Origin of the sequence: Actinomadura sp. NTSP31, from assembly GCF_041951385.1 — a bacterium.
In the GTDB taxonomy this organism is placed as follows: Bacteria; Actinomycetota; Actinomycetes; order Streptosporangiales; family Streptosporangiaceae; genus Spirillospora; species Spirillospora napierensis.
Genome location: NZ_JBGNUT010000005.1, coordinates 1 through 23,633, shown reverse-complemented (window position 1 = coordinate 23,633; position 23,633 = coordinate 1). Strand labels below are relative to the sequence as shown.

The following is a 23,633-nucleotide window of genomic DNA, read 5'->3' as shown; positions in this document are numbered from 1 at the left end:
GGTCCGGCGGCATACGGGGGACGAGTGCGATGAGAGTCATGCTGCGGGCGCAGATGGACACCCAGCTGGGGAACGAGGGCATCAAGAACGGCAGCCTGCCGAAGGCCATGCAGGCGCTGATCGAGCGGCTCAAGCCCGAGGCGGCCTACTTCACCGCCCTCGAAGGCCACCGCACCTGCACCCTGGTGTTCGACATGCAGGACAGCTCGCAGATCCCCGCCATCGCCGAGCCGCTCTTCCAGTCCTTCGGCGCGCAGGTCGAGATCGTCCCGGTGATGAACCTGGACGACCTCCAGAAGGGCCTCGCCGCCCTCTGACCGCCCGCGACCCGGCGCGGTCCCGCTGCTCTGGGCGGATCCGCCGTGGGCGGATAGGGCTGTGACCAGTACGCGCGCCGGCACAGAGTGAAGGGCATGAGCGAGGAACAGAAGAGCCCTTTGTTCAACGAACGCGTGCGGCGCGAGCTGTACGCCCAGCGCGTCCTCGTGCTGGACGGCGCGCTCGACGACGACAACGGCACGCTGCTGGCGACCCAGCTGATCACCCTGGCGGGGGAGGACCCGTCGGCCGACATCGCGCTGTGGATCCATTCCCCCGGCGGGTCGGTGCCGTCGATGCTCGCGATCCGCGACGTCATGCGGCTCATCCCGTGCGACGTGGCCACGGTGGTGCTCGGCATCGCCTACAGCGCCGGGCAGTTCCTGCTGTCGTCCGGAACCCCCGGCAAGCGCCGCGCGATGCCGCACGCCCGCGTGCTGATGCACCAGGGGTCCGCCGGGATCGGCGGCGCCGCCGTCGACATCGAACTGCAGGCCAACGACCTGCGCCACACCCGCGACACCGTCCTCGGTCTCATCGCCGAGGACACCGGCCAGCCCCTGGAGCGGGTCTTCGAGGACTCGCTGCACGACCGCTGGTACACGGCGCGGGAGGCGCTGGAGTACGGGTTCATCGACGCGATCGTCGACGGCTACGACGACGTCGTGCCGCCGCGCCGCCGCTCCGTCGGCCTCGGCGCCCCGTCCGGGGGAGCCGCCCGATGAGCACCTACACGATCCCGAACGTCATCGCGCGGGACTCGCGCGGTGAACGGATCATGGACGTCTACTCGCACCTGCTGACCGAGCGGATCATCTATCTCGGCACCGCCATCGACGCCGGGGTCGCGAACGCCCTCGTCGCGCAGCTGCTCCACCTGGAGGCGGACAGCCCGGAGAGCGACATCCAGCTGTACATCAACTGCGAAGGAGGAGACCCGAGCGCGATGCTCGCGGTGTACGACACGTTGCGCTACATCCGGCCGCAGGTGGCGACGACCTGCGTCGGGCAGGCCGTCGCGGTCGGGGCGGTGCTCCTCGCCGCGGGCGCTCCCGGCAAGCGGTCCGCGCTGCCGCACACCCGCGTCGTCCTGCACCAGCCGATGGGGCAGGGGCGCGGAGCGATCCCGGACCTCATCCTCCAGGCGGACGAGGTCGTCCGCGTCCGCGCGGACATCGAGCAGATCCTCTCGCGGCACACCGGGCAGGACACCGCGACGCTGCGCGCCGACACCGATCGCGACCGCGTGTTCACCGCGAGGTCGGCGCTGGACTACGGCCTCATCGACCACGTGATCGAGGAGCGGCAGCCCGTCCCCGTCGTCGGGGCCGGGCGGGCGGCGCTCAGCTAGGCGGCCAGGGAGCGGCTAGGCGGCCAGGGCGTAGGCGGCCTGGCAGGTCGGGCCGGTCGGCGCGGTGCCGGCCGGCGCGGCCAGCAGGCTCGTCGCGACCGCGAGGGTGAGATCGGCGAGCGTCACGTCCAGGGCGCCGGCGACCGCGGCGATCATCTCGCTCGACGGCTCCTTGACGCCGCGCTCCATCTCGGAGAGGTACTGCGGGGACACCCCGGCCCGGCGCGCGGTCTCCGTCAGTATCTCGCCGCGCTCGTTGCGCAGGCGCCGCAGGCACCGGCCGAGCGCGTCGCGCCACAGCGGCTCGTCCGGCCCGCGCGTCGCGGCCGGCCGGTGCGGCGCGGTCGGCTCGCGCGTCGCGGCAGGTCCGCGCGTCGCGGCCGGTCGCTGCTGCGTCTCGTCGGCGGGCATGAGCGGTCGGGTGATCTCGGCCATGGGCCCACGGTAACCCGGCGCTGCGGCCGGAGACCACGCGTTCCGCCCACCGCAGAACGCCGGCGCCCCCGGCCGCCCGGAAGCCCGCCCCCCGCTCGCCGGGGTGGTCCGGGGGCGGCCGGGTCAGTGGCGGCCGGGGGTCCTGGGGTTCTTGGTCTCGGCGCCGTGGGCGAAGCCGCCGGAGTCCTCGGGGGTGCGCTGCGGGGACGTCTGCGCGGACAGGCGGGGCAGGACGCGGCGCAGGTCGTCCAGGAGCAGGTCGGCGAGGTCGTGGCTGAAGCCGTTGCGGACGACGACGCGCAGCACGGCGAGGTCCTCGCGGTTCTTCGGGAAGGTGTAGGCGGGGACGAGCCAGCCGTGCTCGCGGAGCGCGGCGGAGACGTCGAAGACGTTGAACCCGGCGCCGCCGTGCGCGCGGAACGCGAAGACGGGGATGTCGGAGCCGTCGGTGAGCAGCTCGAACGGGCCGAGCTTGGCGGTCTCGGCGGCGAGGCGGGTCGCGACGTCGCGGCAGTTCTGCTGGACGCGGCGGTAGCCGTCGAAGCCGAGCCGCAGGAAGGTGTAGTACTGCGCGACCACCTGGGCGCCGGGGCGGGAGAAGTTCAGCGCGAAGGTCGGCATGTCGCCGCCCAGGTAGTTGACGTGGAAGACCAGGTCGTCCGGGAGGGCGTCCCGGTCGCGCCACAGCGCCCAGCCGACGCCCGGCATGACCAGCCCGTACTTGTGCCCCGAGGTGTTGATCGACGCGACGCGCGGCAGCCGGAAGTCCCAGTCCAGGTCGGGGTCCAGGAACGGGGCGATCATCGCGCCGGACGCCCCGTCCACGTGGACGGGGACGTCCACGCCGGTGCGCTGCTGGAGGTCGTCGAGGGCGGCGCAGATCCCGGCGACGGGCTCATAGCTGCCGTCGAAGGTGGAGCCGAGGACGGCGACGACGCCGATGGTGTTCTCGTCGCACAGCGCGACGGCCTCCTCGGCGCCGAGGTGGTAGCGGTCGCCCTCCATCGGGACGTAGCGGGGCTCGACCTCGAAGTAGTCCGCGAACTTCTCCCAGCAGATCTGGACGTTGACGCCCATCACGATGTTGGGCCGGCCCTTCAGGCCCTTCCGCTGCCACCGGCGCTTGAGGGCGAGGCCGCCGAGCATCGCCGCCTCGCTGGACCCGGTCGTGGAGCAGCCGACGGCGCGGCGGGGGTCGGGCGCGTTCCACAGCCGGGCGAGCATGTGCACGCAGCGCAGCTCCAGCTCCGCGGTCTGCGGGTACTCGTCCTTGTCGATCATGTTCTTCTCGGCGCACTCGGCCATCAGCCGCAGCGCCTCCGGCTCGGCCCAGGTGGAGACGAACGTGGCGAGGTTCAGCCGGGCGTTGCCGTCCAGCATCAGCTCGTCGTGCACGATCTGGTAGGCGGTGCCGGGCTCCATCTCGCCGCGCGGCAGCGCGTACCGGGGCACCTCGACGGGCTCCCGGCTGAAGATGGGGTTGACCTGCAGGTCGCGGTCGCCGCGGCCGTCGTGCCGGGGATGCTTGAGCACCATGGTCGCCGTCCTCTCCGAGCCGTCCCGGGGAGGCGGTACCCGCCCGCCCCGGGACCACACCGGGGCGGGCGCGGGCCCGGTCTAGGAGTCCTGTTCTGGAGGGCCGCTCGGGGCGTTGAGGCCCTCCTCCAGGATGGCGAAGGCCTGGTCGACCGTCTCCGACAGCGAGCCGAAGGCGCCGCCGTGCCGGCGGGCGACGTCGGCGGCGGCCTGGAAGCCGCAGGTGGCGGCGGCGGCGATCACGTGCGGGCGCAGTTCGGTGGCCGGGTCCAGGCCCATCCGCTCGGCGATGATCGCGGTGATCAGCTGCTGCTTCTTCTGCGCGTGCTCCAGGCTGCCCGCCATCAGGGTGGGGCTCTCGCTCATCATGGTGAACATGCACTCGAAGCGCTGGGGGTCGAAGCCCAGCTCGCCGCGCTCGCAGGCGCCGGCGATCCCCACCACGGTGCGCCGCAGCGCGGTCATGATCGGTTCGTCCGGGGGGCGGTCGGCCAGCGCTTGCATGACGGCGCTGGTCTGCTCCTCCTGGAAGGTGAGCGCGACGTCCTCTTTCGAGGCGAAGTAGCGGAAGAACGTGCGGGACGAGACGTCCACGGCGTCGGCGATCTCCTCGACGGTGGTCGCGTCGAACCCCTTCTCGGCGAAGAGGGTGAACGCGGCGTCGACGAGCGCCTCACGGGTGCGCTGCTTCTTGCGTTCGCGCCGGCCCGGGGGCTGGGATCCGGGGCCCGCGGGATCGTTGCCCGGACGGGTCTCGGGGGCGGTCGCGGTCATGTGCGAAGTGTAACGACGCGCGGACCCGACGCCAAGTGACTGCGGCCGACTTTCGTCGTGATCTGAATCATGTCCTTCTATGACCTGAGGCATTTGACGACAACTGTCAGCACGTGACAGTTTAGGGGCCTCAACGTCGCTACGGAGGCTCGACCATGTCCCAGACCCGCGGCGCCGAGGTGCTCGACACCGGTGCGTCCCACCCGTCCAGCCCCCGTGACCAGGCACGCGGCCGTCCAGCCCGGCCCGGCCACGGGCATCCCTGGCTGACCCTCGTCGCCGTCGCGCTCGGCGTCATGATGGTCGGCCTGGACGCCACCGTCGTCTCCATCGCCAACCCGGCGATCGCCAAGGACCTCGGCGCGTCCCTCTCCGGCCTCCAGTGGGTGACCAACGCCTACCTGCTGGCCCTCGCCGTCACGCTGATCCCGGCCGGCAAGATCGCCGACCGGTTCGGCCGCAAGCGCACCTTCCTCGCCGGGGTCGTCGGCTTCGGCATCGCCTCGCTCGCGATCGGGCTGTCCGGCGGGCTCGGCATGGTGATCTTCTGGCGGGTCGTGCAGGGCTTCGCGGGGGCGCTCCTGCAGCCCGCGAGCCTCGCCATCCTGCGCAACACCTTCCCCGCCGACAAGCTCAACGCCGCCATCGGCATCTGGGGCTCCACCGTCGGCATCTCCATCGCGGGCGGCCCGATCGTCGCCGGCCTGCTGGTGGAGAACGTCAACTGGGAGTCGGTCTTCTTCCTGAACGCCCCCCTCGGCCTGGTCGCGCTGCTGGTCGGCCTGTGGGTGATCCGCGAGTCCAAGGACGAGGAGGCCGCCGGATCGTTCGACCTGCCCGGCGTCGCGCTGCTGACCGGCGCGCTGTTCGCGCTGGTCTGGGGCCTGATCAAGGCCGGTGAGCACGGGTTCGGGAACGCCACCCCGCTGGTGTCGTTCGCCGCGGCCGTCGTGCTGTTCGCCGCGTTCGTGTGGAACGAGCTGCGGGTCGAGCGCCCGCTGCTGCCGCTGTCGCTGTTCCGCTCGGTGTCGCTGTCGGCGGCGACCGGGCTGATCGTCCTCGGCTTCTTCGGGATGTTCGGGACGATCTTCTTCATCACCCTCTACCTGCAGCAGGTGCACGGCATGAGCCCGGTGGACGCGGGCGTGCGGATGCTGCCGATGACCGGCGTCTTCATCGTCGCCTCGCCGATCGCGGGCGCGCTCACCAACCGGTTCGGGCCGCGGGTGCCGCTCATGCTCGGCATGGCGTTCACCGCCGCCGCCATGTTCGGCCTGTCCCGGATCGGGGTGGACGCCCCCTACGTGCAGCTGTGGCCGTGGTTCGTGCTCGTCGGCCTGGCGTTCGGCATGGTCATCGTCGCCGGCACCGAGGCGATCGTCGGCAACGCGCCCGCGCACCTGGCGGGCGTCGCGGGCGGCCTCCAGCAGACCGCGTCGCAGCTCGGCGGCGTCCTCGGCACCTCCGTGCTCGGGGTCCTGCTGTCCACCAAGGTCGGGGACGTGCTGGTCGGCCGGCTCACCGAGTCGGGCGTGCCCGCGGGAGCGGCGGACCAGCTGTCCGGGACGGACGGGCTGGTCGCGCAGGGCGTGGCGCCCATCCCGCCCGGCACGCCGGGACCCGCCGCGAAGGCCATCACCGACGGCAGCCACCTGGCGTTCATGGACGGGTTCCAGACCTCGCTGACGGTCGCCGGCGCGGTCGCCCTCGTCGCGGTCCTCGCGGCGCTGCTCGTCCGCCGCGGCGACACCCCGGTGGACGCCGCCGCCGCCGTCTGACGGCCCGCGGCGTCGAACCGGGCGGCCGGAATCCCCGTACCGATGACCAGGGAGGAGCCTTGGAGAAGCCGCCGTTTTCCGGTGAGTCTTGGGGGTATCGGGACCCCGACACTTCTGGAGCACCTAGGCTTGCCGGGATGATGGGCGGGTTTATCAAGCGGTACCCGATGCCGCTGACGTTCCTGGGCCTGTTCGGCGCGATGTGGCTGGTGCAGGTCTTCCTGCTGCCGCCGGCCGCGCAGCGGGCGGTCGTCGCGTGGGCCAGCACCAACCTGGCGAACCTCGGGGTCGACCCGGTCGGCACCATGATCGCCTCGGCGTTCGTCGCCGAGGGGTCGCAGGGCGCGCTGCTGGTCGTCGCGGCGCTCGGGCTGTTCCCGGTCGCCCGGCGGTTCGGCAACGTGCGGGCGATCGTGCTGGTCGCGGTCTCGCACGTCGCCGGCACGCTGATCAGCCAGGGCATCGCGTTCGTGCGGCTGGAGGCCGGCCTGCTGTCGGACTCGGTCCGCACGATCTCCGACGTCGGCCCGTCCTACGTGCTGTGCGCGGCGCTCGTCGCCGCGGTCCTGTACGGGCACGGCCGCGTCCGCCGGCTGCTGGCGTTCGGCGCCTGGGCCGCGCTCCTGCCCTTCCTGTTCGAGGGCCTGCCCTCGCTGGAGGTCGCCGCGGTCGGGCACCTGGTGGCCATGCTCAGCGGCGCCCTCGTCGGCGGCCTCCTGCTCCTGTTCGAGCGCCGCGGCGGCCCCGTGGCCGCCGCCATCGAGGCGGCCGAGGCCAGGGCCGTCCACGCGGTGCAGGAAGTCCAGGACTCCCTCAAGCCCAACCCGGCCCCTTCCGAGGCCTGACCCCCACAAGCCCGGGCGTGAACCCGGACCACACGCCGAAGGCGTGCACCTCAGCTCTGGCCGGGGTCCGGAGCGGGGTTGGACGTGGGGCTCGGCGCGGGGGTGCCGGGGTCGTCGGTCGACGGCGGCGTGGACGGCGGCGTCGTCGGGTCGGTGGAGCCGTCGTCGGGCGGGGTGGTGGGGTCGGGGCCGCCGGTGTCCGGGGGAGTGGTCGGCGTGTCCGAACCGGGCGGCGTCGACGGGGCCGGCTTCGTCGGCTTCGCCGGGGTGCCGGTGCTCGGATCGGACCCGTGCGCGGGCGTGGAGTGCTCGGGGGACGTCGCCGGCGCGGACGTCGCGCCCGGGGTGCCCGGCGTGGTGCCGGAGCCGGGGACGCCGCCCGCGGGCTGCGGCCGGCCGTCGAACGCGCTGGTCACCGGGTTCTCGGACGGGTCGGGGTTCCCGCCGGTCGAGCGCTCGGAGCCGGTGCGGCCGGTCGGCGGGTCCTCGGTGATGCCGGTCGTCTTCGCGGACGCGGGATCGGTGCGTCCGCTGCCCGCCGTGGGGACGAGCGACGCGGCGCCGCCGCCCTTCGCGGTGGGCCAGGACGCCAGCAGTCCGATGACGGCGGCGGCGGACGCGGCGACGCCCGCGACGGCGCCGAGGCCCTTGGACCAGACGCCGCGCTTGGCGCGCGGCCTGCGGTGGGGCTCGCCGAGGACGACGAGCGGCGTCGGGGCGGAGACGCTCGGCAGCGGCCCGGTGGCCTCCTGCTCGCAGGCGGCGAGGACCTGGGCGCGCAGCCAGTCCGGCGCGTGCGCCGGGGCGCGCTTGGCGAGCAGCTGCGGCAGCCGGCCCTTCTCGAACGCGGCGATGACGTCGAGCCGCGGTTCGGCGGTGCCGCGCATCAGCGTGTCGAGGACGGCGCGCTCGAGCCGGGACCGGGCGGCGTTCAGCAGCTGGACGACGGTGTCGGGCGCGAGGCCGAGGACGCGGGCGATGTCGCGGGTCTCCAGCCATTCGCCGGCCCACAGCAGCAGGACCTCGCGGTGGTCGGCGCGCAGGCCGCCGGCGGCGCGGACGAGGGGGTCGGGGTCGGCGAACAGCAGGCCGCCGGACGGGGTGGCGAAGGCGCCGCGCTCGGCGCAGGCCGTCCGGGACAGCGCGTACAGCCAGAGCACGCTGTCGCCGCGCGGCGGCTGGTGCACCGCCGCGGCGAAGGTGTCGCCGACCGCCGCCGCCGCGAGCTGGTCGCCGACGAGCGACCAGCAGTAGGCGTACAGGCGGGCGGCGTGCGCGTCGTAGAGCGAGCCCAGGTCGCCGCGCATGTGACCTCCCGGTCGTCTCCGGTGCTGGCACCGGGCTGCACTCGATCAGTGCATACCGGTCGGTAGCGGGACTCTAGCGCCTGCAGTCAACCGGTGAGAAGCGGGGGAGTGAACATCGTGTCGAATAGCACGGAAAGTAATCACTTCGACGGCAGACGGTCATGTTCACCCAGATTTAAGGAAGTTCACAAAAATTCGCGGATTCCTGATCCGGTTCAGCAGGGAAGGATTCGAACTCGTTATCGAGTTTTCGAGGAGGCCGCGTGTCAGGACTCACCGAAGACGACGTCTACCAGCACATTTACGGCGTCTGCTTCAAGACCGGCCCGCCCGGGACGGTCGGCGCGGAGACGGAGTGGTTCGTCGTCGACGACCGCGACGCGACCGCGCACGTGCCCGCGCGGCGGGTGCGCATGCTCGTGGACGAGGCCGGGCCGCCGCCCGGCGGAAGCGCCGTCACCTACGAGCCCGGCGGGCAGCTCGAACTGAGCTCCGCGCCGTTCCCCGGCATTTCCGAACTGCAGGCGGCGCTCGCCGGGGACATCGCGCACGTGCGGGACGCGCTCGCCCCCGCCGGCCTGGACCTCGTCGGGCACGGCGTCGATCCCGTCCGGCGGCCCCGCTTCCAGGCCGAGCATCCGCGCTACGGGTGCATGCGCGACTACTTCGTCGCGGGCGGGTTCGCCGACGCCGGGATGGCGATGATGTGCTCGACCGCGTCCGTGCAGGTCTGCCTGGACATCGGCGCCGACCGCGCCGACGCGGCCCGCCGCTGGCGGCTGGTGCACGCGCTCGGGCCGCTGCTGGTCGCGGCGTTCGCCAACTCGCCGCTGCACGCCGGCCGGCGCACCGGGCTGCGCTCGTCCCGGCAGGCCATCTGGACCGAGCTGGACCCGTGCCGCACCCTGCCGGTCCTGCGCGACGGCGCGGACGGCGACCCCGCCGAGGCGTGGACGCGGTACGCGCTGGACGCGCAGGTCATGCTGGTCAAGACCGCGTCCGGGGAGTGGGTGTCCGACCCCGGCATGTCGTTCCGGGAATGGCTGGCCAAGGGCGAGCCGGGCGCCCGGGACCTGGACTACCACCTGTCCACGCTGTTCCCGCCGGTCCGGCCGCGCGGCTGGCTCGAACTGCGGATGATCGACGCGCTGCCGGCCCGGTACTGGCCGGTGCCCGTCGCCGTCGCCGCCGCGCTGCTGGACGACCCGGCCGCGTCGCGCGCCGCCGAGGAGGCGGCGGAGCCGGTGGCGCACCTGTGGGCGGAGGCGGCCCGCGACGGGCTCGCCGACGCGTCGCTGGCCGCCGCCGCCCGCACCTGCTTCACGGCGGCGCTGGACGCGCTGCCCCGGATGGGCGCGGCCGGGCTCGTCCCGCTGGTGGAGGAGTACGCGCGCCGCTACGTCGAGCGCGGCCGCACTCCCGCCGACGACGGCCCCGCCCGTCCCGCGCGCGCCGGCTCCGCCCGCGCCGGCTCTTCCGGCGAGGCTCCCACCACGATGTCCGAGGAGGACCTGACATGGCACCACTGAGCTCCCCGGGCCCGATCGCCGAGTACGACGAGCACGACGAGGACGCGCTGAAGGAACTGATCGCCACCGAACTCGGCACGGTGCGCGACCGCAGCTTCGGCCTGACCACCGACGTCCTCGACGGGACCGGCCTCACCTCGCAGGTGTCGCCGCTGATGTCGCCGCTGGTCTGGGACCTGGCGCACGTCGGCAACTACGAGGAGCTGTGGCTGCTGCGGGAGGCCGCGGGCATCGAGCCGATGCGCCCGGAGATCGACACGCTGTACGACGCGTTCGAGCATCCGCGCGCCGAACGGCCGTCGCTGCCGCTGCTGTCGCCGGAGGAGGCGCGCGCCTACATCGGCACGGTGCGCGCCAAGGTGCTGGACGCGCTGCCGTCCGTGCGGTTCGACACGGCGAACCCGCTCACCTCGGGCGGGTTCGTGTACGGGATGGTCGTCCAGCACGAGCACATGCACGACGAGACGATGCTGGCGACGCATCAGCTCCGCAAAGGTGCTCCCGCACTCCTCGACCCGGCGGCGGAGCCCTTGCAGAAACCAGCCGCAGCGTCCGGGGCCGACGAGGTGCTCGTCCCCGCGGGGCCGTTCGAAATGGGCACGTCGGACGACCCCTGGGCCTACGACAACGAGCGCCCCGTCCACAGGGTGGATCTGCCCGCGTACTACATCGACGTGGAGCCGGTCACCAACGCCGCCTACACCGCCTTCATGGAAGCGGGCGGATACGACGACCCGCGCTGGTGGACGCCCGCCGGATGGGAGTGCCGCACCACCACCGGTAAGCGCGCCCCCGCGTTCTGGTCGAAGGAGGGAGGGCAGTGGGTGCGGCGCAGGTTCGGACGCACCGAACCGGTCCCGCCGCATGAGCCCGTCCAGCACGTGTGCTGGTACGAGGCCGACGCCTACGCGCGATGGGCCGGCAAGCGCCTCCCCACGGAGGCCGAGTGGGAGAAGGCCGCCCGCTGGGATCCGGCCACACAGCACTCCCGCAAGTTCCCATGGGGCGAGGTCTACGAAGAGGGCCGCGCCAACCTCGGGCAGAGGACGCTACGCCCGGCCGATGTCGGCTCCTACCCGTCCGGTGCGTCCGCCTACGGAGTCAGGCAGCTCATCGGCGACGTGTGGGAGTGGACGTCGTCGGACTTCCACGGCTACCCGGGCTTCCGTTCGTTCCCCTACAAGGAGTACTCCGAAGTGTTCTTCGGCCCCGACTACAAGGTGCTGCGCGGCGGTTCGTGGGCCACGCACCCGCTCGCCATACGCGGCTCGTTCCGCAACTGGGACTACCCCATCCGGCGGCAGATCTTCTCCGGGTTCCGCTGCGCGCGCTCGGCAGGTGAGGGCTGAGTGTGCCGCCACCTCGGATACCTGGGCACCGAGCGGACCCTGCATTCGCTCATCTACGAGGGCGAGCACTCCCTCGAACACCAGGCGTACGCGCCGCGCATGACGCAGGGGAACCTGCTGAACGCCGACGGGTACGGCGCCGGCTGGTACTCCGGCGGCGCCGCCGTCCGGTTCCGGCGGGCCCAGCCGCTCTGGACCGACCAGTCGTTCCGCGAGATCGCCGGGACCGTCCGCGCGTCCTGCGCCGTCGCGGCGATCCGCTCGGCGACCGTCGGGTTCCCGGTGGACGAGTCGTGCGCGCAGCCGTTCCGCGAGGGCGCCTGGCTGTTCAGCCACAACGGCAAGGTCGAGGGCTTCGCCGGCGTCGAGGCCAAGCTCCGCGAGCTCGCCGGCGACCTCGCCGGCGTCCCGGACGCCCGCGCGCCGCTCGACTCGGCGCCGCTGTTCGCCATCGCCGTCCGGCACTGGCGCGACGGCGCGTCCCTCGGGGAGGGCCTGGCCGCCGTCGTCGCGGCCGTCACCGGCCTGACCGGCGGCCGCTACAACCTGCTCGCCTCCGACGGGACGGCCCTCGCCGCCACCACCTGGGGCGACTCCCTGTTCGTCCGCGAGGACGCGGACGCGGTCCAGATCGTCTCCGAACCGCTGGACGAGCGCCCCGGCTGGCGGCCCGTCCCGGATCGCTCGCTCGTCACCGCCGGACCCGGTTCCGGCGTCCGTATCGACTCCCTTTGACAGGGACCCGCTGCTAGGAGGACCACGTGGACCGGTTCCTGACCGCCGACGACCTCGCCAAGACGCTCCGACAGGACGTCCGGGAGGGGCTCACCGGCACGCCGAAGACCCTGCCGCCCAAGTGGTTCTACGACGAGCGCGGCAGCGCGCTCTTCGAGGAGATCACCAAGCTGGAGGAGTACTACCCGACCCGCCGCGAGCGCGAGATCCTCACCGCCCGCGCCCCCGAGATCGCCGAGATCACCGGCGCCCGCACGCTGCTGGAGCTGGGCGCCGGGTCGGGGGAGAAGACCCGGCTGCTGCTCGACGCCCTGTCCGGGACGCTCCGCTCCTACGTCCCGGTGGACGTCAGCGGCGACTTCCTGGAGGAGGCGGCGGCCGGGATCGCCGCCGACCATCCCGGCCTCACCGTCCGGACGGTCGTCGCCGACTACGAGCAGCACCTGCACCTGCTGCCGGCCGGGGAGCGGCGGCTGATCGCCTTCCTCGGCGGGACGATCGGCAACATGCCGCCCGCCGCCCGCATCGGGTTCCTCGGCGGGCTGCGCGCCACCATGTCCGACGGCGACTTCCTGCTGCTCGGCGCCGACCTCGTCAAGGACCCCGGGCGGCTCGTCCGCGCCTACGACGACGCGGCCGGGGTCACCGCCGAGTTCGACAAGAACGTCCTGTACGTCATCAACCGCGAGCTGGACGCGGACTTCGTCCCGGACGCGTTCGAGCACGTCGCGGTCTGGAACGAGGCCGACGAGTGGATCGAGATGCGGCTGCGGTCCACCCGCGACCAGGACGTCCGCGTCGGCGGCCTCGACCTGGAGGTCTCGTTCGCCGAGGGCGAGGAGATGCGCACCGAGATCTCCGCGAAGTTCCGCCGCGAGCGCCTCGCGTCCGAACTCGGCGCCGCCGGCATGGAGCCGGCCGAGTTCTGGACCGACGAGTCCGGCGACTTCTCCCTCACCCTCGCCCGCCCCGCCGGAACCTGACCGCCGGGGCCTGATCGGAGGGGTCAGCCGGTCTTGCGGACGGGCTGAGCGAGGCCGAGGCGCTCGACGTCGGCCGCGAGGCGGGTCGCCACATAGCGGTGGCCCGCCTCGTCGGGGTGCGTCCCGTCCTTCTTGATGTACTGCGGCGCGTTGCCCTGGCGGGTCAGCCGGTTCCCGGTGATCCACCGCTCCGCGAGCGGGTCGACGAACGGGACCGCCATCTGCGTCGCCAGGTTCCGCAGCGCGTTGCGGACGGCCAGCTCGTTGGGCGGCGGGGTGTCGTTGCCCCACAGCGGGCCCATCAGCACGATGTGCGTGCCGGGCCAGCGCTGCCTCGCCCGCTCGAGCAGTGCCCGCGCCGCGGCGGCGACGCGCGGCGCCGGCGCCCGCCAGTCGTTGTGGCCGCCCGAGACGATCAGCATGTCGGGCGCGGGGCGCCAGCCGAGCTGGCTCTCGAACAGCTGCAGGAACGCCTGCCCGCCGACCGTCTTGACGAAGCCGGTCCCGGCGCGCCCCTTCACGATGACCTGCCAGCCCATCAGCCGCCCGGTCGCCGACGCGTAGGTGCTCTCCGGCTGGACGCCCCGGTCGCCGACCGTGTAGCTGTCGCCGAGGAAGAACACCACCGACGGGCGGGCCGCCTTCCCCGGGCCGGCCTTCGCGGGGGCCTTCTGGAGGGCGGGGCCGTCGGCCCTGGCCGTCCGGTGCCCGGTTCCGCTGACGCCGCCGCAGCCCGACAGCAGGGGCAGGCCGAGCAGGCCCAGGCACAGCAGGAGGGTCGCCGCGCCGCGTCGGGCGCGGCGAGATGTCATGGAGGACCACCAATTGTTGGGGAAGATGCACGGGTATCTTACTGATCCCCTCCTTCCGCACGGGCCCGTCTGAGCGCAATGCCCCGCCTACACCCGCCGTTCACCGCGTCCTCATGCCGCGTCCGGCGCCGCGCCACCCGTCCCCGAAAGGGTTCCGCGGTGACCCGACACCCACGGCTGCGCGAACTGGACCTGCTCCGATTCCTGGCGGCGACGGCGGTCGTCCTGTACCACTTCACCGGGTTCGGCGGGGCGGGGCCGTGGCCGGAGCACGCGCGCGAGGTGTTCCCCGCGCTCGGCGCGGTCACCCGGTACGGCTACCTCGGCGTGGACCTGTTCTTCGTCATCAGCGGGTTCGTGATCCTGATGAGCGCGTGGGGGCGCTCGCCGGGGGAGTTCGGCATCTCCCGGCTGGTGCGGCTGATGCCCGCGTACTGGGCGAGCGTGCTGCTCGGCGCGGTCGTGTACGCGGTGTTCCGGCAGGGCCACGGCGTCCCGGGGCTGGTGGTGCCGAACCTGACGATGCTCCAGGGCGGGCTGGGCGTGCAGAACGTCGACGCCGTCTACTGGACGCTCTGGGTGGAGATGCACTTCTACGTGCTGGCGGCGGTGCTCGCCGGGATCGGGATCACCTACCGCTCCTGCCTGGTCTTCATGGCGGCGTGGACGTTCGGCGGCGTGTTCGCCGACGAGGCCGGCAGCAACCTGCTCCAGATCATGCTGGTGCCGACGTGGAGCCCGTACTTCGTGGCCGGGATGGCCCTGTTCCTGATCCACCGGTTCGGGCCGACGCTGCTGCTGTGGGGCTTCGTCGCGGTGTCGTACCTGCTGGCGCTGCACTGGGGCTCCTGGCGCGCCGGGACGGCGTTCAAGGGCTCGGACGACCGGGTCGTCGCGGTCGCCGTCACCGCGATCTTCCTGGTGATGATCCTCGTCGCGACGGGGCGGCTGGCGTGGGCGCGGTGGCGCGGGCTGACCGTCTTCGGGGCGCTGACGTATCCGCTGTACCTGGTCCATTCGCAGCTCGCGCTGCCCCTCCTGGACGCCGTGTACCCCGGGCTGAACCGGTGGGCGGCGCTCGCGGTCGTCGTCGCGGCGTCGCTGGCGCTCGCGTACGCCGTGCACCGGCTGGTGGAACGGCCCGGCGCGGCATGGCTGCGGGCGCGGCTGCTGGCGTCCCTGGAGCCGGTACGGGGCCGCAAGCCCGTTCCCGCCGACGACGTGCCCGCCCCGCGCGCCCCCGAGCCGGAGCCGGAGCTGGTCTCCCGCTGACCGTCCGGCCTGGACGGCCTTATGTTGGTCGGTCATGGCCATAGGGGTGGACGCCGCGGTCGTACTGTCGACCGCCGTGAGCCTTGCATTCGTGCCGCGTCTGGTGCGGAACGGGAATGCGGGTGGAAACGCTGGGCGTGCCTGGGCCCGGCCGGAAATGTTCCTCGCGCTGGTGGTAGCGCTCGTCTACCTCAACCAGGTGTTTTTCACCGTGTACATATTGCGCGTGCACGGCGGCGACACGTCCTTCATAGCGCGGTACGTGCCCGAGGGGTGGTTCGCGCTGGCGGACGGGTCGTCCATGCGTTCTCTGGCCGCGCACTTCCCGCACCCCGGACTGCTGGCGCCGTGCCTGCTGCGTGTGCCGGCGTTCCTTGAGCTGCCGTTCGGGTTGCTCTCGTTCGTGACGGTCTTGCGGTGGCTGGATCGCGGGCTTTACAGGCGCGTCGCCACGTCATGGATGCTGTGGGCAGCGTCCCTCTCCTACACGTTCTCCTTCTGCGCCGTGGAGTGGAATCTGCACACTCCTTACACGGTGGACGACATCGTCATCCGCGTGTGCACCGGCCTGGTGACGCCATTGCTCGTCCAATGGCTCGCCCGGCAGGACACCGACGCGCCTACCGTTTCGTCGTTCCCGCAGATGCTCCTGTTCGCCGTCTCGGTGTGGGCGCTAGGGCAACTGGTGCTGACCGTCTATGACACGGCCCTCCTCTACAACCTCGGGCATCTCGGTGGACGCCTGCCAGGCGCGATGGTCACGGCGGTGATTCTGGTGGCGGCCCGTTGGTGGGCGACCCGGCTGCCGCAGGGCGGCGAGTCCGGACTGGCGTTGACGTCCATCGGCACCGGGCTGCGCTGGGCCCTCGCCCTCTTCTTCGTTCCGGCACTGGCCGTCCGGTACGGCGTGAACTTCGGGACGCCGATCGTCTCCGGCGTGGCGGGCCTGCTCATCTGCGCGGCGGGCGCGGTGTACGCGCTCAGGGAAGGGCTCTCGGGTGCCGGGACGCGCCGCACGGTGCTCTGGGCCGTCCAGATCGTCCTGGCGCTGCTCGCCGGGGGAGCGGCCGGGGTCGCCGCCGTCCTGCTGGTGACCGACGCCTACTACGAGGCCGGGGTGCTCCGCGCCGCCGCGCTGTGCTTCGCCGTCGCCGTCGCGGTGTGCGCGCTGACCGACCGGTGGATCGACCGCCGCCGCGCGGCGCCCCCGGAAACCGTCGCGCCGGGGGTGTGACGTTTTCGGGAGGCGGTGCGCTGAGTGTTCTGTGAGTGGCCGTCCGATGTGAGCGGGCATCGGACGGCCGCCTTCCCTGGCGGGCCCGTCTCCCCCGGTCGGGCCCGCCAGGGGTACCAAGATCAGGCGGGCGCGTCCTGCGGGCGGAGCTCGTCGGCGTAGCCGACCGACAGGCGGCGCATCACGCCCGACTCGTCGATGGTGTACTGGCCCATCCGCCACAGCGGCGGCGAGTAGGCGTGGATGGAAACGCTGGCGTCGGCCACCCCGGTGAGCCGGTGGATGTGGTCGGGGCCGAAGCAGAACGACCGCCCCTCCGTGACGACCGTGCGGACGTGCGCGCCGCCGATGCGGGGGTTGTTCTCCTCGATGGCGCCGCTGACGACGCGTACCGCGCCCGAGGACACGTCGTGGTCGTGCCACCCGGTGTCGTTGCCGGGCGTCCAGCACAGCAGCCACACGTCCACGTGCTCGTCCCGGTACAGCGAGGCGTAGTGCCGGTGCCCGTCCGGGAACTCGACGTGCTGCCGCCACAGCCCGGGGCGCTCCGCCAGGTCGTCCACCAGGGCGCGCAGCTCGCGCTTGTCGAGCGGGCGGGCGGGCAGGTCCGCGAGACCGGGGTCTGGGGACAGGACGTCGGCATCGTGCGGCACGGGTCGCTCCCTTCCTTTTCTTGACGGGTGTACGGGTGGTGCGGTGAGCAGGGGAGATGGCAGCTGAACCGTATCAGTTAACCGTTTCAGTGAAGCGGTTCAGCAACCGACTCGTCAAGTGGGGTCCCCCGCCCTGTCAGCGGGGCCGTCTAACGTTGGAGGGATGTCGGAGAGGCGCAAACGCGCGACCATCCGTGAAGTGGCGCAGGCGACGGGGCTGTCGCCCGCCGCCGTCTCGTACGCGCTGCGCGGCATCCAGACCTCGGAGGAGACCCAGGAGCGGGTCCGCGCGGCGGCCGAGGAGCTCGGCTACGAGGCCCATCCCATCGCCCGCGCGCTGGCCAGCGGCCGCACCGACCAGGTCGGGCTGCTGTGCGGGTCGCTGGAGGACTACTGGCAGCAGTCCCTGGCGACCGGCATCGGCCGCGCGCTGCTGGCCCGCGACCGCTACGCGCTGATCGTCGACGCCGGCGGCGACCCCGAGCGCGAGCTGGCCCTCGCCCGCCGGCTGCGCGACCAGCGGGTGGACGGGCTGATCGTCCAGCCGCTCGACCCGGCCGCCCCCTTCTGGGCCGAGCTGTCGGAGACGGTCCCGGTGGTGTCGATCGGCGACGCCCTGCACGGCGGCCGGTCGCAGGGCGAGGTCGTGTTCGACAACCGGCGCGGCGTCACGCTCGCGCTGGAGCACCTGCGCGACCTCGGCCACCAGCGCGTCACCGTCTTCACCTCCACCGGCGCGAGCACCCCCGACCGCCCGGCCGACGTGCACGTCAACGCCGAGGCCGAGCGGCTCGGGCTGCGCGTCGACGTGGTCGTGGTGCCGCAGTCGCTCGCCGAGTCCACCGAGGTCGCGCGGCGGGTGCTCGCCGGCCCCGACCGTCCGACGGCGGTGTTCTGCTTCGCCGACTCCATCGCCTACGGCGTCTACGCCGCCACCCGCGAGCTGGGCCTGGACGTGCCCGGCGACATCGCGGTCTGCGGCTACGACGACCATCCGATGTCGGCGCTGCTCACACCGCCGCTCACGTCCGTCGACTGGGACATCGACGGCATCGTGCACGCCGCCGTCCGGCTCATCGTGGACGTCATCGACGGCAAGCCCCGCAAGCGCCGCGTGGTGCGCGAGCCGTCGCTGCGCGTCCGCACCTCCACCGGCGGCCCGCCCTCCTAGCGTCAGGGGTGCAGGCGGGCCAGCCGGGGCAGCAGGTCGGCGGCCACGGCGATGTCGGCGTCCAGCGGCCGGTCCTCCACGCGCGGGTCCAGGACGGCCTCCGCCAGGTCGACCGCCGACCGCAGCGGCCCGCCCGACGGGGCGCGCCCCTGCATCCGCAGCGCCCGGACGGCGGCGACCAGCTCGCAGCCGAGGCCGAGCCGGTAGGCGGCCACGGCGTCGGTCGTCGCGCGCGCCGACTGGGTGGAGAAGCCCGCGTGCTCCTCGACGCCGCGCGACAGCACCGCGCTGCCGAGCGCGGCTGGGGTGGCGAGCCGGCGCACGTCGGCGAGGCAGGAGTGCGCCACGTACTCCAGGATCATGATCCCCGAGGACGCCTCGGTGGCGCCCTGGAACGGGTACAGGCCGGTGAACGACGGCTCGGCGAGCGTGCCGAGCCGCGCGGCGGCCAGCGCCATCGTCTGGAACAGCGCGGCGCGGGCGGCGTCGAGGGCGAGGCCGACGTAGGCGGTGTGGAAGTTGCCGTTGTGCCAGACGGTCCGCCCGGCGACGTCCACCAGCGGGTTCTCGGCCGCCGCGTTGATCTCCCGCGCGACCACCTGCTCGGCGTACCCGGCCGCCTCCAGCGCCGGGCCGTGGACCTGCGGGAACGCCCGGTAGCCGTACGGGTCCTGGATCCGCATCGGGGCGGGCCGGTCGAAGGCGAGCAGGGTGCGCATGGCGCCGGCGGCCGCGCGCTGGCCGGGGTGCGGGCACGCGTCCTGCACGGCCGGCGCGTACGGCTCCTCCGACGCCCGGACCGCGAAGTGCGACAGCGCGGCCACGACCGTCGAGGCGCGCAGCGTCTCCCGCAGGTCGGCCACCGCGACCGCCGCCTCCCCGAGCGTGGCGGCGTTGGAGCTGATGAAGGCCAGCGCGTCGGCGGACTGGAGCCGGTACCGCGGGCCGCGCTCGGGCGTCCCGTCCGGCCCGGCCAGCCAGTCCCGCTCGCCCAGCAGGCACAGCGCCGTCGACGCCAGCGCGGTCAGGTCGCCGGTGCCGATCGCCCCGTACACCGGGACGGGCGGGAGCAGCCCCAGGTTGAGGACGTCCGCGAGCGCTTGGAGCGCTCCAGGTTCGACCCCCGAGCCGCCCGCCGCGATCTGGTTCAGCCGGACGGCCAGCATCGCGCGGACGATCTCCGGCGGGACCAGCGGCCCCGCCCCGGCCGCGTGGCTGCGCAGCAGCCGCAGCCCGTGCGCGTCGGCGTCCTCCCACTCCACGTCGACCACGCGGTTCGCGCCGACCCCCGTCGTCCGCCCGTAGACCGGCTGCGACGCGGCGACCTCGCGGGCCACCTTCCAGGCCGCGCGGGCACGCTCCACCCCCTCGGGAGCTATGGCGACCGTCACATCTTCGCGGGCCGCCGACACGACCTCAGCGCAGGTGAGCGAGGCGCCGTCGATAACGATTCGGCTGTTCTCCACAGGCCTACGCTACTTTCCCCAGATTTCAGATAGTTATCCTCAAGAACCGATGTTCCGGACAGGCCGGGACTCTGACGGGACGGTACACATTGGCTACGGTTGAGGAGAAGGCCGAAGTCGATCATCGGCGTTGCGACGCCCAACGAGGACGTGAATCGTTTGATCACCTTTGAGGGCGTGACCAAGCGCTACCCGGACGGCACCGTCGCGCTCGACGACGTCAGCCTGGAATGCCAGACGGGCCGGATCACCGTGTTCGTCGGCACCTCCGGCGGCGGCAAGACCACCGCGCTGCGCACCATCAACCGCATGGTCGAGCCCACCGCCGGGCGCGTGCTCATCGACGGCGGGGACGTCCGCGAGCGCAAGCCCGCCGAGCTGCGGCGCGGCATCGGTTACGTCATCCAGCACGCCGGGCTGTTCCCGCACCGCACCATCGAGGACAACATCGCGACCGTCCCGTACCTGCTGCGCTGGAGCAAGAAGAAGGCCCGCAAGACCGCGCACGAGCTGATGGAGCGGGTGGGCCTCGACCCCTCGATGGCGAGCCGGTACCCGTTCCAGCTGTCCGGCGGGCAGCAGCAGCGCGTCGGCGTCGCCCGCGCGCTCGCCGCCGACCCGCCGATCATGCTGATGGACGAGCCGTTCAGCGCCGTCGACCCGGTCGTGCGCGCCGAGCTGCAGGACGAGTTCCTGCGCCTGCAGGCCGAGCTGCACAAGACGATCGTGTTCGTCACCCACGACATCGACGAGGCGATCAAGCTCGGCGACCGCGTCGCGGTGTTCCAGACCGGCGGCAGGCTCGTCCAGGTCGACGCCCCCGAGGACCTCCTGGCCCACCCCGCCGACGACTTCGTCGCCGGGTTCATCGGCCAGAACCGGGGCATCCGCACGCTGTCCTTCGCCGACACGGGCGGGCTGCGGCTGAGCGAGGAGGCGATCCGGCCGGCGTCGGCGCCCGCGGCGGACGCCGCGGGCCTGGACTGGGTCCTCGTCGTCGACGGCGCCCGCCGCCCGCTCGGCTGGGTGCGCCCCGGCCGGGTCGCCGGCCCGCTGGGGGAGGCCCCGCTCGCTCCGCTCGGCGCCACGTTCCGCCCCGGCGAGGACTCCGCGCGGGCCGCGCTCGACGCGGCCGTGCTGTCCCCGGCGGGGCTGGCGGTCGCCGTCGACGGCACGGGAGCCGTCCTCGGCACCGCGAGTGGCGCCGACCTGCTCGCCGTCCCCACCCACGGGGCCGACCGCGGGGACCGCGCCGACGACCCGGCGCCGGCCGGCCCGGCGCCCGCGGACGACCCGGCGGCGGCCGACCCGGCGCCCGCCGACGCGCCCGTGAAGGGCGGTGCCGGCGACTGATGGACATCGACTGGGGCTGGATCGGCGAGCACACCGACTCGCTCGGCGACCACGCCGTCATCCACATCCGGCTGGCGCTGCTGCCGGTGCTGTTCGGGCTGATCATCTCGCTGCCCGCCGGGGTCGCCTGCCGCCGCTGGCGGTGGCTGTACGCGCCGGTCCTGACCGTGTCGAACGTGCTCTACGCGATCCCGTCGCTGGCCCTGTTCATGCTGTTCATCCAGTACACCGGGCTGAGCGCGTCCACGGTGATGATCCCGCTGACCCTCTACAGCCTGTCGGTGCTGATCCCGAACGTGGTGGACGGCCTCGGCTCGGTCTCCGAACCGGTCCGGCAGGCCGCCACCGCGATGGGGTTCGGCACGATCCGCCGGCTCGTCCAGGTCGAGCTGCCGATCGCGGTGCCCGTCGTCATCGCCGGCGTCCGGGTCGCCGCGGTGTCGTCGATCAGCCTCGTCGCGATCGGCCAGCTGATCGGCCAGGGCGGGCTCGGCTACGACATCATCCGCGGGTCCCAACTGCAGTTCCAGACCCAGATCCTCGCCGCGTCGGTGCTGATCGTCCTGCTGGCGCTCGCCACGGACGCGGTCCTGGTCATCGTCCAGCGGCTGCTCACCCCCTGGGCGCGGGCGCGCAGGAGGGCATCGTGAACGACGTGTGGAACCAGATCCATCTGTGCTGGACGTGGCTGACCACGTCCGCGCAGTGGCACGGCGAGGACGGCATCCCGCACCGGCTGCTCCAGCACGTGATCTACAGCGGCGTGTCGCTGGCCTGCGCCGCCGTGATCGGGCTGGCGCTCGGCCTGCTCATCGGGCACACCGGCCGCGGCGGCTTCGCCGTGGTCAGCATCGCCAACCTGGCCCGCGCGATCCCCACGTTCGGCCTCGTGGTGTACGTCGTCCTCGTCCACTACAGCATCACGGCCGCGCTGATCGCGCTCGTCGCGCTGGCCATCCCGCCGATCCTCGTCAACACCTACGAGGGCCTGCTCGGCGTCGACGCCGACGCCAAGGACGCCGCCAGCGGCATGGGCATGACGGGCTGGGGCGTGCTGTGGCGCGCCGAGGTGCCGATGGCGCTGCCGCTGATCCTGCTCGGGCTGCGCACGTCCGCGATCCAGGTGGTGGCGACCGCCACCATCGTCGCCTACCCGGGCTTCGGGGGCCTCGGCCGCTACATCATCGACGGCCTGGCCCGCAACGACTACCAGCTCGTCGTCGGAGGGACCGTGCTGGTGGTGCTGCTCGCGCTGATCGTCCAGGTCGTCTTCGCGGCGCTGCGCCGCCTCGTCGTCTCGCCGGGCCTGCTCGGCACCGCCCGTTCGTCCTGACCCTTTCAACGAAGGAAACCGACCATGAAGCACATCATCCGTGGCGCGGCCGTCGGCCTCGCGGCCGCCCTGGCGCTGTCGGCCTGCGGCGGTGGGGGCGACGACAACGACAAGAACCCCCTGTCCGGCGGCGGCGCCGCCAAGGGCACCATCACCGTCGGCGGCGCCAACTTCCCCGAGAGCGGCCTGATCGGCGAGGTGTACGCGCAGGCGCTGGAGGCCAAGGGCCTCAAGGTCGACCGCAAGTTCAACATCGGCGCCCGCGAGATCTACTACGACCAGGTCGTCAAGGGCGGCATCGGCGTGATGCCGGAGTACAACGGCGCCCTGCTGACCACCTCGGTCGACAAGACCAGCACCGCGGCCACCACCGACGAGGTCAACGCCGCCCTCAAGGCGAAGCTGCCCGCGTCGGTGGAGGTCCTGAACTCCGCGCAGGCCGAGGACAAGGACTCGGTCACCGTCAACCCGCAGACCGCGTCCAAGTACAAGCTGAAGAGCATCGCCGACCTCAAGCCGGTCGCGAACCAGCTCACCATCGCCGGTCCGTCGGAGTTCAAGACCCGCCAGCAGGGCCTCGTCGGCCTGAAGAAGGTGTACGGCCTGGACTTCAAGAAGTTCCAGCCGTTCGACGCCGGCGCCCAGGCCACCCTGGTCAAGCTGCTCACCGAGAACAAGGTGCAGGCCGCCGACCTGTTCACCACCGACCCGACCATCGTGCAGAAGAAGCTCGTCGTCCTGGAGGACCCGCAGCACGTCTTCAGCGCGCAGAACGTGACGCCGCTGGTCAACAAGTCCGCGGTGAACCCGACCGCGGTGGCGGCGCTGAACGCCGTCTCCGCCAAGCTCACCACCCAGGACCTCCTGGACATGATGAAGCGGATCGCCATCGACAAGGACGACCAGGAGAAGGTCGCCAAGGACTGGCTCACCAAGTCCGGCCTGGCCTGACCCGCCCTCCCCGGAAGCCCGCCGCGCCGCCGCGGCGGGCTTCCGCGCGTCCGCGGCGGACCAAACGTGATCCTTGTCAGGAGTCAAAGGCTCTTCTTTGGGGACACTCTGCGCCGACACGACCAACTAGGAGGCCCCCCGATGCCCTGGCTCATGATTCTCGTCCTGCTCCTCGCGCTGCTCCTGTTCGGGATCGGCTTCACCCTGAAGGTCCTCTGGATCGTCGCGGCCGTCGTCCTGATCGTGTGGCTCGTGGGCTTCGTCGCCCGCAGCACTGGCCCGTCCGGCCGCCGCGGCCGCTGGTACCGCTGGTGACACCGGCTCGGAAGCCGGTGAGCAGCCACCATGTGTGACCGGCCTGCTCGGCGGTGATGCCGTCCCGCAGGCCCCCGCCTCATGGAGGCGCCGGGCCAGACCCTCCAGGCCGTGGGCGCGGCCCGACCCCCCC

General features: G+C 72.8%; 24 protein-coding genes. 17 read left to right on the top strand and 7 right to left on the bottom strand.

Features of this window, described 5'->3' with window-relative positions; all coding sequences use genetic code 11:
- Window positions 1-29 precede the first annotated feature (29 nt).
- The 3 genes from ACA514_RS09780 (at window position 30) to ACA514_RS09770 (ending at window position 1,669) form a co-directional block, all read left to right on the top strand.
- The gene (locus ACA514_RS09780) at window positions 30-317 is read left to right on the top strand and encodes a DUF3303 family protein (RefSeq protein WP_375040727.1); all 288 of its coding nucleotides are present in this window, start codon (window positions 30-32) and stop codon (window positions 315-317) included.
- A 96-nt stretch (window positions 318-413) separates the two neighbouring features.
- Window positions 414-1,043, top strand: coding sequence for a ClpP family protease (locus tag ACA514_RS09775; RefSeq protein WP_375040726.1), 630 nt, complete (start codon window positions 414-416; stop codon window positions 1,041-1,043).
- Window positions 1,040-1,669 (top strand): ClpP family protease, encoded by a 630-nt coding sequence (locus tag ACA514_RS09770; RefSeq protein WP_375040725.1) that lies wholly within the window; start codon window positions 1,040-1,042, stop codon window positions 1,667-1,669. Before ACA514_RS09775 ends, ACA514_RS09770 begins: the two co-directional genes overlap by 4 nt.
- A 15-nt stretch (window positions 1,670-1,684) precedes the next feature.
- On the opposite strand, the gene ACA514_RS09765 is transcribed toward ACA514_RS09770, so the two are convergent.
- From ACA514_RS09765 to ACA514_RS09755, 3 genes are all read right to left on the bottom strand, one after another.
- Window positions 1,685-2,104: a helix-turn-helix domain-containing protein gene (locus ACA514_RS09765; protein WP_375040724.1), complete on the bottom strand. Its 420-nt coding sequence runs from the start codon at window positions 2,102-2,104 to the stop codon at window positions 1,685-1,687.
- A gap of 123 nt (window positions 2,105-2,227) precedes the next feature.
- A complete protein-coding gene (locus ACA514_RS09760) occupies window positions 2,228-3,640 on the bottom strand; it encodes a glutamate decarboxylase (RefSeq protein WP_375040723.1) in 1,413 nt (470 codons plus the stop codon).
- 81 nt (window positions 3,641-3,721) lie between these two features.
- On the bottom strand, window positions 3,722-4,414 hold the full coding sequence (locus tag ACA514_RS09755) for a TetR family transcriptional regulator (RefSeq protein ID WP_375040722.1): 693 nt from the start codon (window positions 4,412-4,414) through the stop codon (window positions 3,722-3,724).
- Between the two features lie 155 nt (window positions 4,415-4,569).
- Here ACA514_RS09755 and ACA514_RS09750 point away from each other — a divergent pair, with 155 nt between their 5' ends.
- On the top strand, window positions 4,570-6,192 hold the full coding sequence (locus tag ACA514_RS09750) for an MFS transporter (RefSeq protein ID WP_375040721.1): 1,623 nt from the start codon (window positions 4,570-4,572) through the stop codon (window positions 6,190-6,192).
- Between the two features lie 137 nt (window positions 6,193-6,329).
- Complete coding sequence (locus tag ACA514_RS09745; RefSeq protein WP_375040720.1) at window positions 6,330-7,037, top strand: rhomboid-like protein; 708 nt, start codon at window positions 6,330-6,332, stop codon at window positions 7,035-7,037.
- A 50-nt stretch (window positions 7,038-7,087) separates the two neighbouring features.
- On the opposite strand, the gene ACA514_RS09740 is transcribed toward ACA514_RS09745, so the two are convergent.
- Window positions 7,088-8,344, bottom strand: coding sequence for a hypothetical protein (locus tag ACA514_RS09740; RefSeq protein WP_375040719.1), 1,257 nt, complete (start codon window positions 8,342-8,344; stop codon window positions 7,088-7,090).
- Between the two features lie 263 nt (window positions 8,345-8,607).
- Here ACA514_RS09740 and egtA point away from each other — a divergent pair, with 263 nt between their 5' ends.
- The 4 genes from egtA to egtD are packed head-to-tail and all read left to right on the top strand — an operon-like array spanning window position 8,608 to window position 12,940.
- Window positions 8,608-9,873 (top strand): ergothioneine biosynthesis glutamate--cysteine ligase EgtA, encoded by a 1,266-nt coding sequence (gene egtA, locus ACA514_RS09735; protein ID WP_375040718.1) that lies wholly within the window; start codon window positions 8,608-8,610, stop codon window positions 9,871-9,873.
- Complete coding sequence (gene egtB / locus ACA514_RS09730) at window positions 9,861-11,222, top strand: ergothioneine biosynthesis protein EgtB (RefSeq protein ID WP_375040717.1); 1,362 nt, start codon at window positions 9,861-9,863, stop codon at window positions 11,220-11,222. The genes egtA and egtB overlap by 13 nt, the downstream gene beginning before the upstream one ends.
- On the top strand, window positions 11,223-11,957 hold the full coding sequence (gene egtC, locus ACA514_RS09725) for an ergothioneine biosynthesis protein EgtC (RefSeq protein ID WP_375040716.1): 735 nt from the start codon (window positions 11,223-11,225) through the stop codon (window positions 11,955-11,957).
- A gap of 26 nt (window positions 11,958-11,983) precedes the next feature.
- The gene (egtD, locus tag ACA514_RS09720; RefSeq protein WP_375040715.1) at window positions 11,984-12,940 is read left to right on the top strand and encodes an L-histidine N(alpha)-methyltransferase; all 957 of its coding nucleotides are present in this window, start codon (window positions 11,984-11,986) and stop codon (window positions 12,938-12,940) included.
- Window positions 12,941-12,963: 23 nt separating this feature from the next.
- Here egtD and ACA514_RS09715 read toward each other — a convergent pair whose 3' ends face one another.
- A complete protein-coding gene (locus ACA514_RS09715; protein WP_375040714.1) occupies window positions 12,964-13,752 on the bottom strand; it encodes an SGNH/GDSL hydrolase family protein in 789 nt (262 codons plus the stop codon).
- Between the two features lie 159 nt (window positions 13,753-13,911).
- Between ACA514_RS09715 and ACA514_RS09710 the strand changes: the two genes are divergently transcribed.
- Together ACA514_RS09710 and ACA514_RS09705 are read left to right on the top strand one after the other, a co-directional pair.
- Window positions 13,912-15,024 (top strand): acyltransferase family protein, encoded by a 1,113-nt coding sequence (locus tag ACA514_RS09710; protein ID WP_375040713.1) that lies wholly within the window; start codon window positions 13,912-13,914, stop codon window positions 15,022-15,024.
- Window positions 15,025-15,181: 157 nt separating this feature from the next.
- A complete protein-coding gene (locus ACA514_RS09705) occupies window positions 15,182-16,258 on the top strand; it encodes a hypothetical protein (protein ID WP_375040712.1) in 1,077 nt (358 codons plus the stop codon).
- A gap of 122 nt (window positions 16,259-16,380) precedes the next feature.
- Here the strand turns inward: ACA514_RS09705 and ACA514_RS09700 are convergent, their stop codons facing one another.
- On the bottom strand, window positions 16,381-16,911 hold the full coding sequence (locus ACA514_RS09700; RefSeq protein ID WP_375040711.1) for a cysteine dioxygenase family protein: 531 nt from the start codon (window positions 16,909-16,911) through the stop codon (window positions 16,381-16,383).
- A gap of 199 nt (window positions 16,912-17,110) precedes the next feature.
- On the opposite strand from ACA514_RS09700, the gene ACA514_RS09695 reads away from it, so the two are divergent.
- Entirely contained in the window at window positions 17,111-18,082 is a 972-nt protein-coding gene (locus tag ACA514_RS09695; protein ID WP_375040710.1) for a LacI family DNA-binding transcriptional regulator, read from the top strand.
- A gap of 2 nt (window positions 18,083-18,084) precedes the next feature.
- On the opposite strand, the gene ACA514_RS09690 is transcribed toward ACA514_RS09695, so the two are convergent.
- Complete coding sequence (locus tag ACA514_RS09690; RefSeq protein WP_375040709.1) at window positions 18,085-19,548, bottom strand: aromatic amino acid ammonia-lyase; 1,464 nt, start codon at window positions 19,546-19,548, stop codon at window positions 18,085-18,087.
- A 159-nt stretch (window positions 19,549-19,707) separates the two neighbouring features.
- On the opposite strand from ACA514_RS09690, the gene ACA514_RS09685 reads away from it, so the two are divergent.
- From ACA514_RS09685 to ACA514_RS09665, 5 genes are all read left to right on the top strand, one after another.
- Window positions 19,708-20,901 carry an ABC transporter ATP-binding protein gene (locus tag ACA514_RS09685; protein WP_375040708.1) on the top strand — a complete coding sequence of 398 codons (1,194 nt, stop codon included), beginning with the start codon at window positions 19,708-19,710 and terminating at the stop codon, window positions 20,899-20,901.
- Window positions 20,901-21,551, top strand: a complete 651-nt coding sequence (locus ACA514_RS09680; protein ID WP_375040707.1) for an ABC transporter permease — start codon at window positions 20,901-20,903, stop codon at window positions 21,549-21,551. Before ACA514_RS09685 ends, ACA514_RS09680 begins: the two co-directional genes overlap by 1 nt.
- Window positions 21,548-22,234 carry an ABC transporter permease gene (locus ACA514_RS09675; protein WP_375040706.1) on the top strand — a complete coding sequence of 229 codons (687 nt, stop codon included), beginning with the start codon at window positions 21,548-21,550 and terminating at the stop codon, window positions 22,232-22,234. Before ACA514_RS09680 ends, ACA514_RS09675 begins: the two co-directional genes overlap by 4 nt.
- 24 nt (window positions 22,235-22,258) lie before the next feature.
- Window positions 22,259-23,185, top strand: a complete 927-nt coding sequence (locus tag ACA514_RS09670; RefSeq protein WP_375040705.1) for an ABC transporter substrate-binding protein — start codon at window positions 22,259-22,261, stop codon at window positions 23,183-23,185.
- 141 nt (window positions 23,186-23,326) lie between these two features.
- Window positions 23,327-23,500 carry a hydrophobic protein gene (locus ACA514_RS09665; protein WP_285920608.1) on the top strand — a complete coding sequence of 58 codons (174 nt, stop codon included), beginning with the start codon at window positions 23,327-23,329 and terminating at the stop codon, window positions 23,498-23,500.
- Window positions 23,501-23,633 lie beyond the last annotated feature (133 nt).

Bases quoted from the DNA above. Each gene is read 5' to 3' on its own strand.
- ACA514_RS09780 (WP_375040727.1), top strand. From the start codon at position 30: ATGAGAGTCATGCTGCGGGCGCAGATGGACACCCAGCTGGGGAACGAG.
- ACA514_RS09775 (WP_375040726.1), top strand. From the start codon at position 414: ATGAGCGAGGAACAGAAGAGCCCTTTGTTCAACGAACGCGTGCGGCGC.
- ACA514_RS09770 (WP_375040725.1), top strand. From the start codon at position 1,040: ATGAGCACCTACACGATCCCGAACGTCATCGCGCGGGACTCGCGCGGT.
- ACA514_RS09765 (WP_375040724.1), bottom strand. From the start codon at position 2,104: ATGGCCGAGATCACCCGACCGCTCATGCCCGCCGACGAGACGCAGCAG.
- ACA514_RS09760 (WP_375040723.1), bottom strand. From the start codon at position 3,640: ATGGTGCTCAAGCATCCCCGGCACGACGGCCGCGGCGACCGCGACCTG.
- ACA514_RS09755 (WP_375040722.1), bottom strand. From the start codon at position 4,414: ATGACCGCGACCGCCCCCGAGACCCGTCCGGGCAACGATCCCGCGGGC.
- ACA514_RS09750 (WP_375040721.1), top strand. From the start codon at position 4,570: ATGTCCCAGACCCGCGGCGCCGAGGTGCTCGACACCGGTGCGTCCCAC.
- ACA514_RS09745 (WP_375040720.1), top strand. From the start codon at position 6,330: ATGATGGGCGGGTTTATCAAGCGGTACCCGATGCCGCTGACGTTCCTG.
- ACA514_RS09740 (WP_375040719.1), bottom strand. From the start codon at position 8,344: ATGCGCGGCGACCTGGGCTCGCTCTACGACGCGCACGCCGCCCGCCTG.
- egtB (WP_375040717.1), top strand. From the start codon at position 9,861: ATGGCACCACTGAGCTCCCCGGGCCCGATCGCCGAGTACGACGAGCAC.
- ACA514_RS09715 (WP_375040714.1), bottom strand. From the start codon at position 13,752: ATGACATCTCGCCGCGCCCGACGCGGCGCGGCGACCCTCCTGCTGTGC.
- ACA514_RS09705 (WP_375040712.1), top strand. From the start codon at position 15,182: ATGTTCCTCGCGCTGGTGGTAGCGCTCGTCTACCTCAACCAGGTGTTT.
- ACA514_RS09680 (WP_375040707.1), top strand. From the start codon at position 20,901: ATGGACATCGACTGGGGCTGGATCGGCGAGCACACCGACTCGCTCGGC.
- ACA514_RS09670 (WP_375040705.1), top strand. From the start codon at position 22,259: ATGAAGCACATCATCCGTGGCGCGGCCGTCGGCCTCGCGGCCGCCCTG.
- ACA514_RS09665 (WP_285920608.1), top strand. From the start codon at position 23,327: ATGCCCTGGCTCATGATTCTCGTCCTGCTCCTCGCGCTGCTCCTGTTC.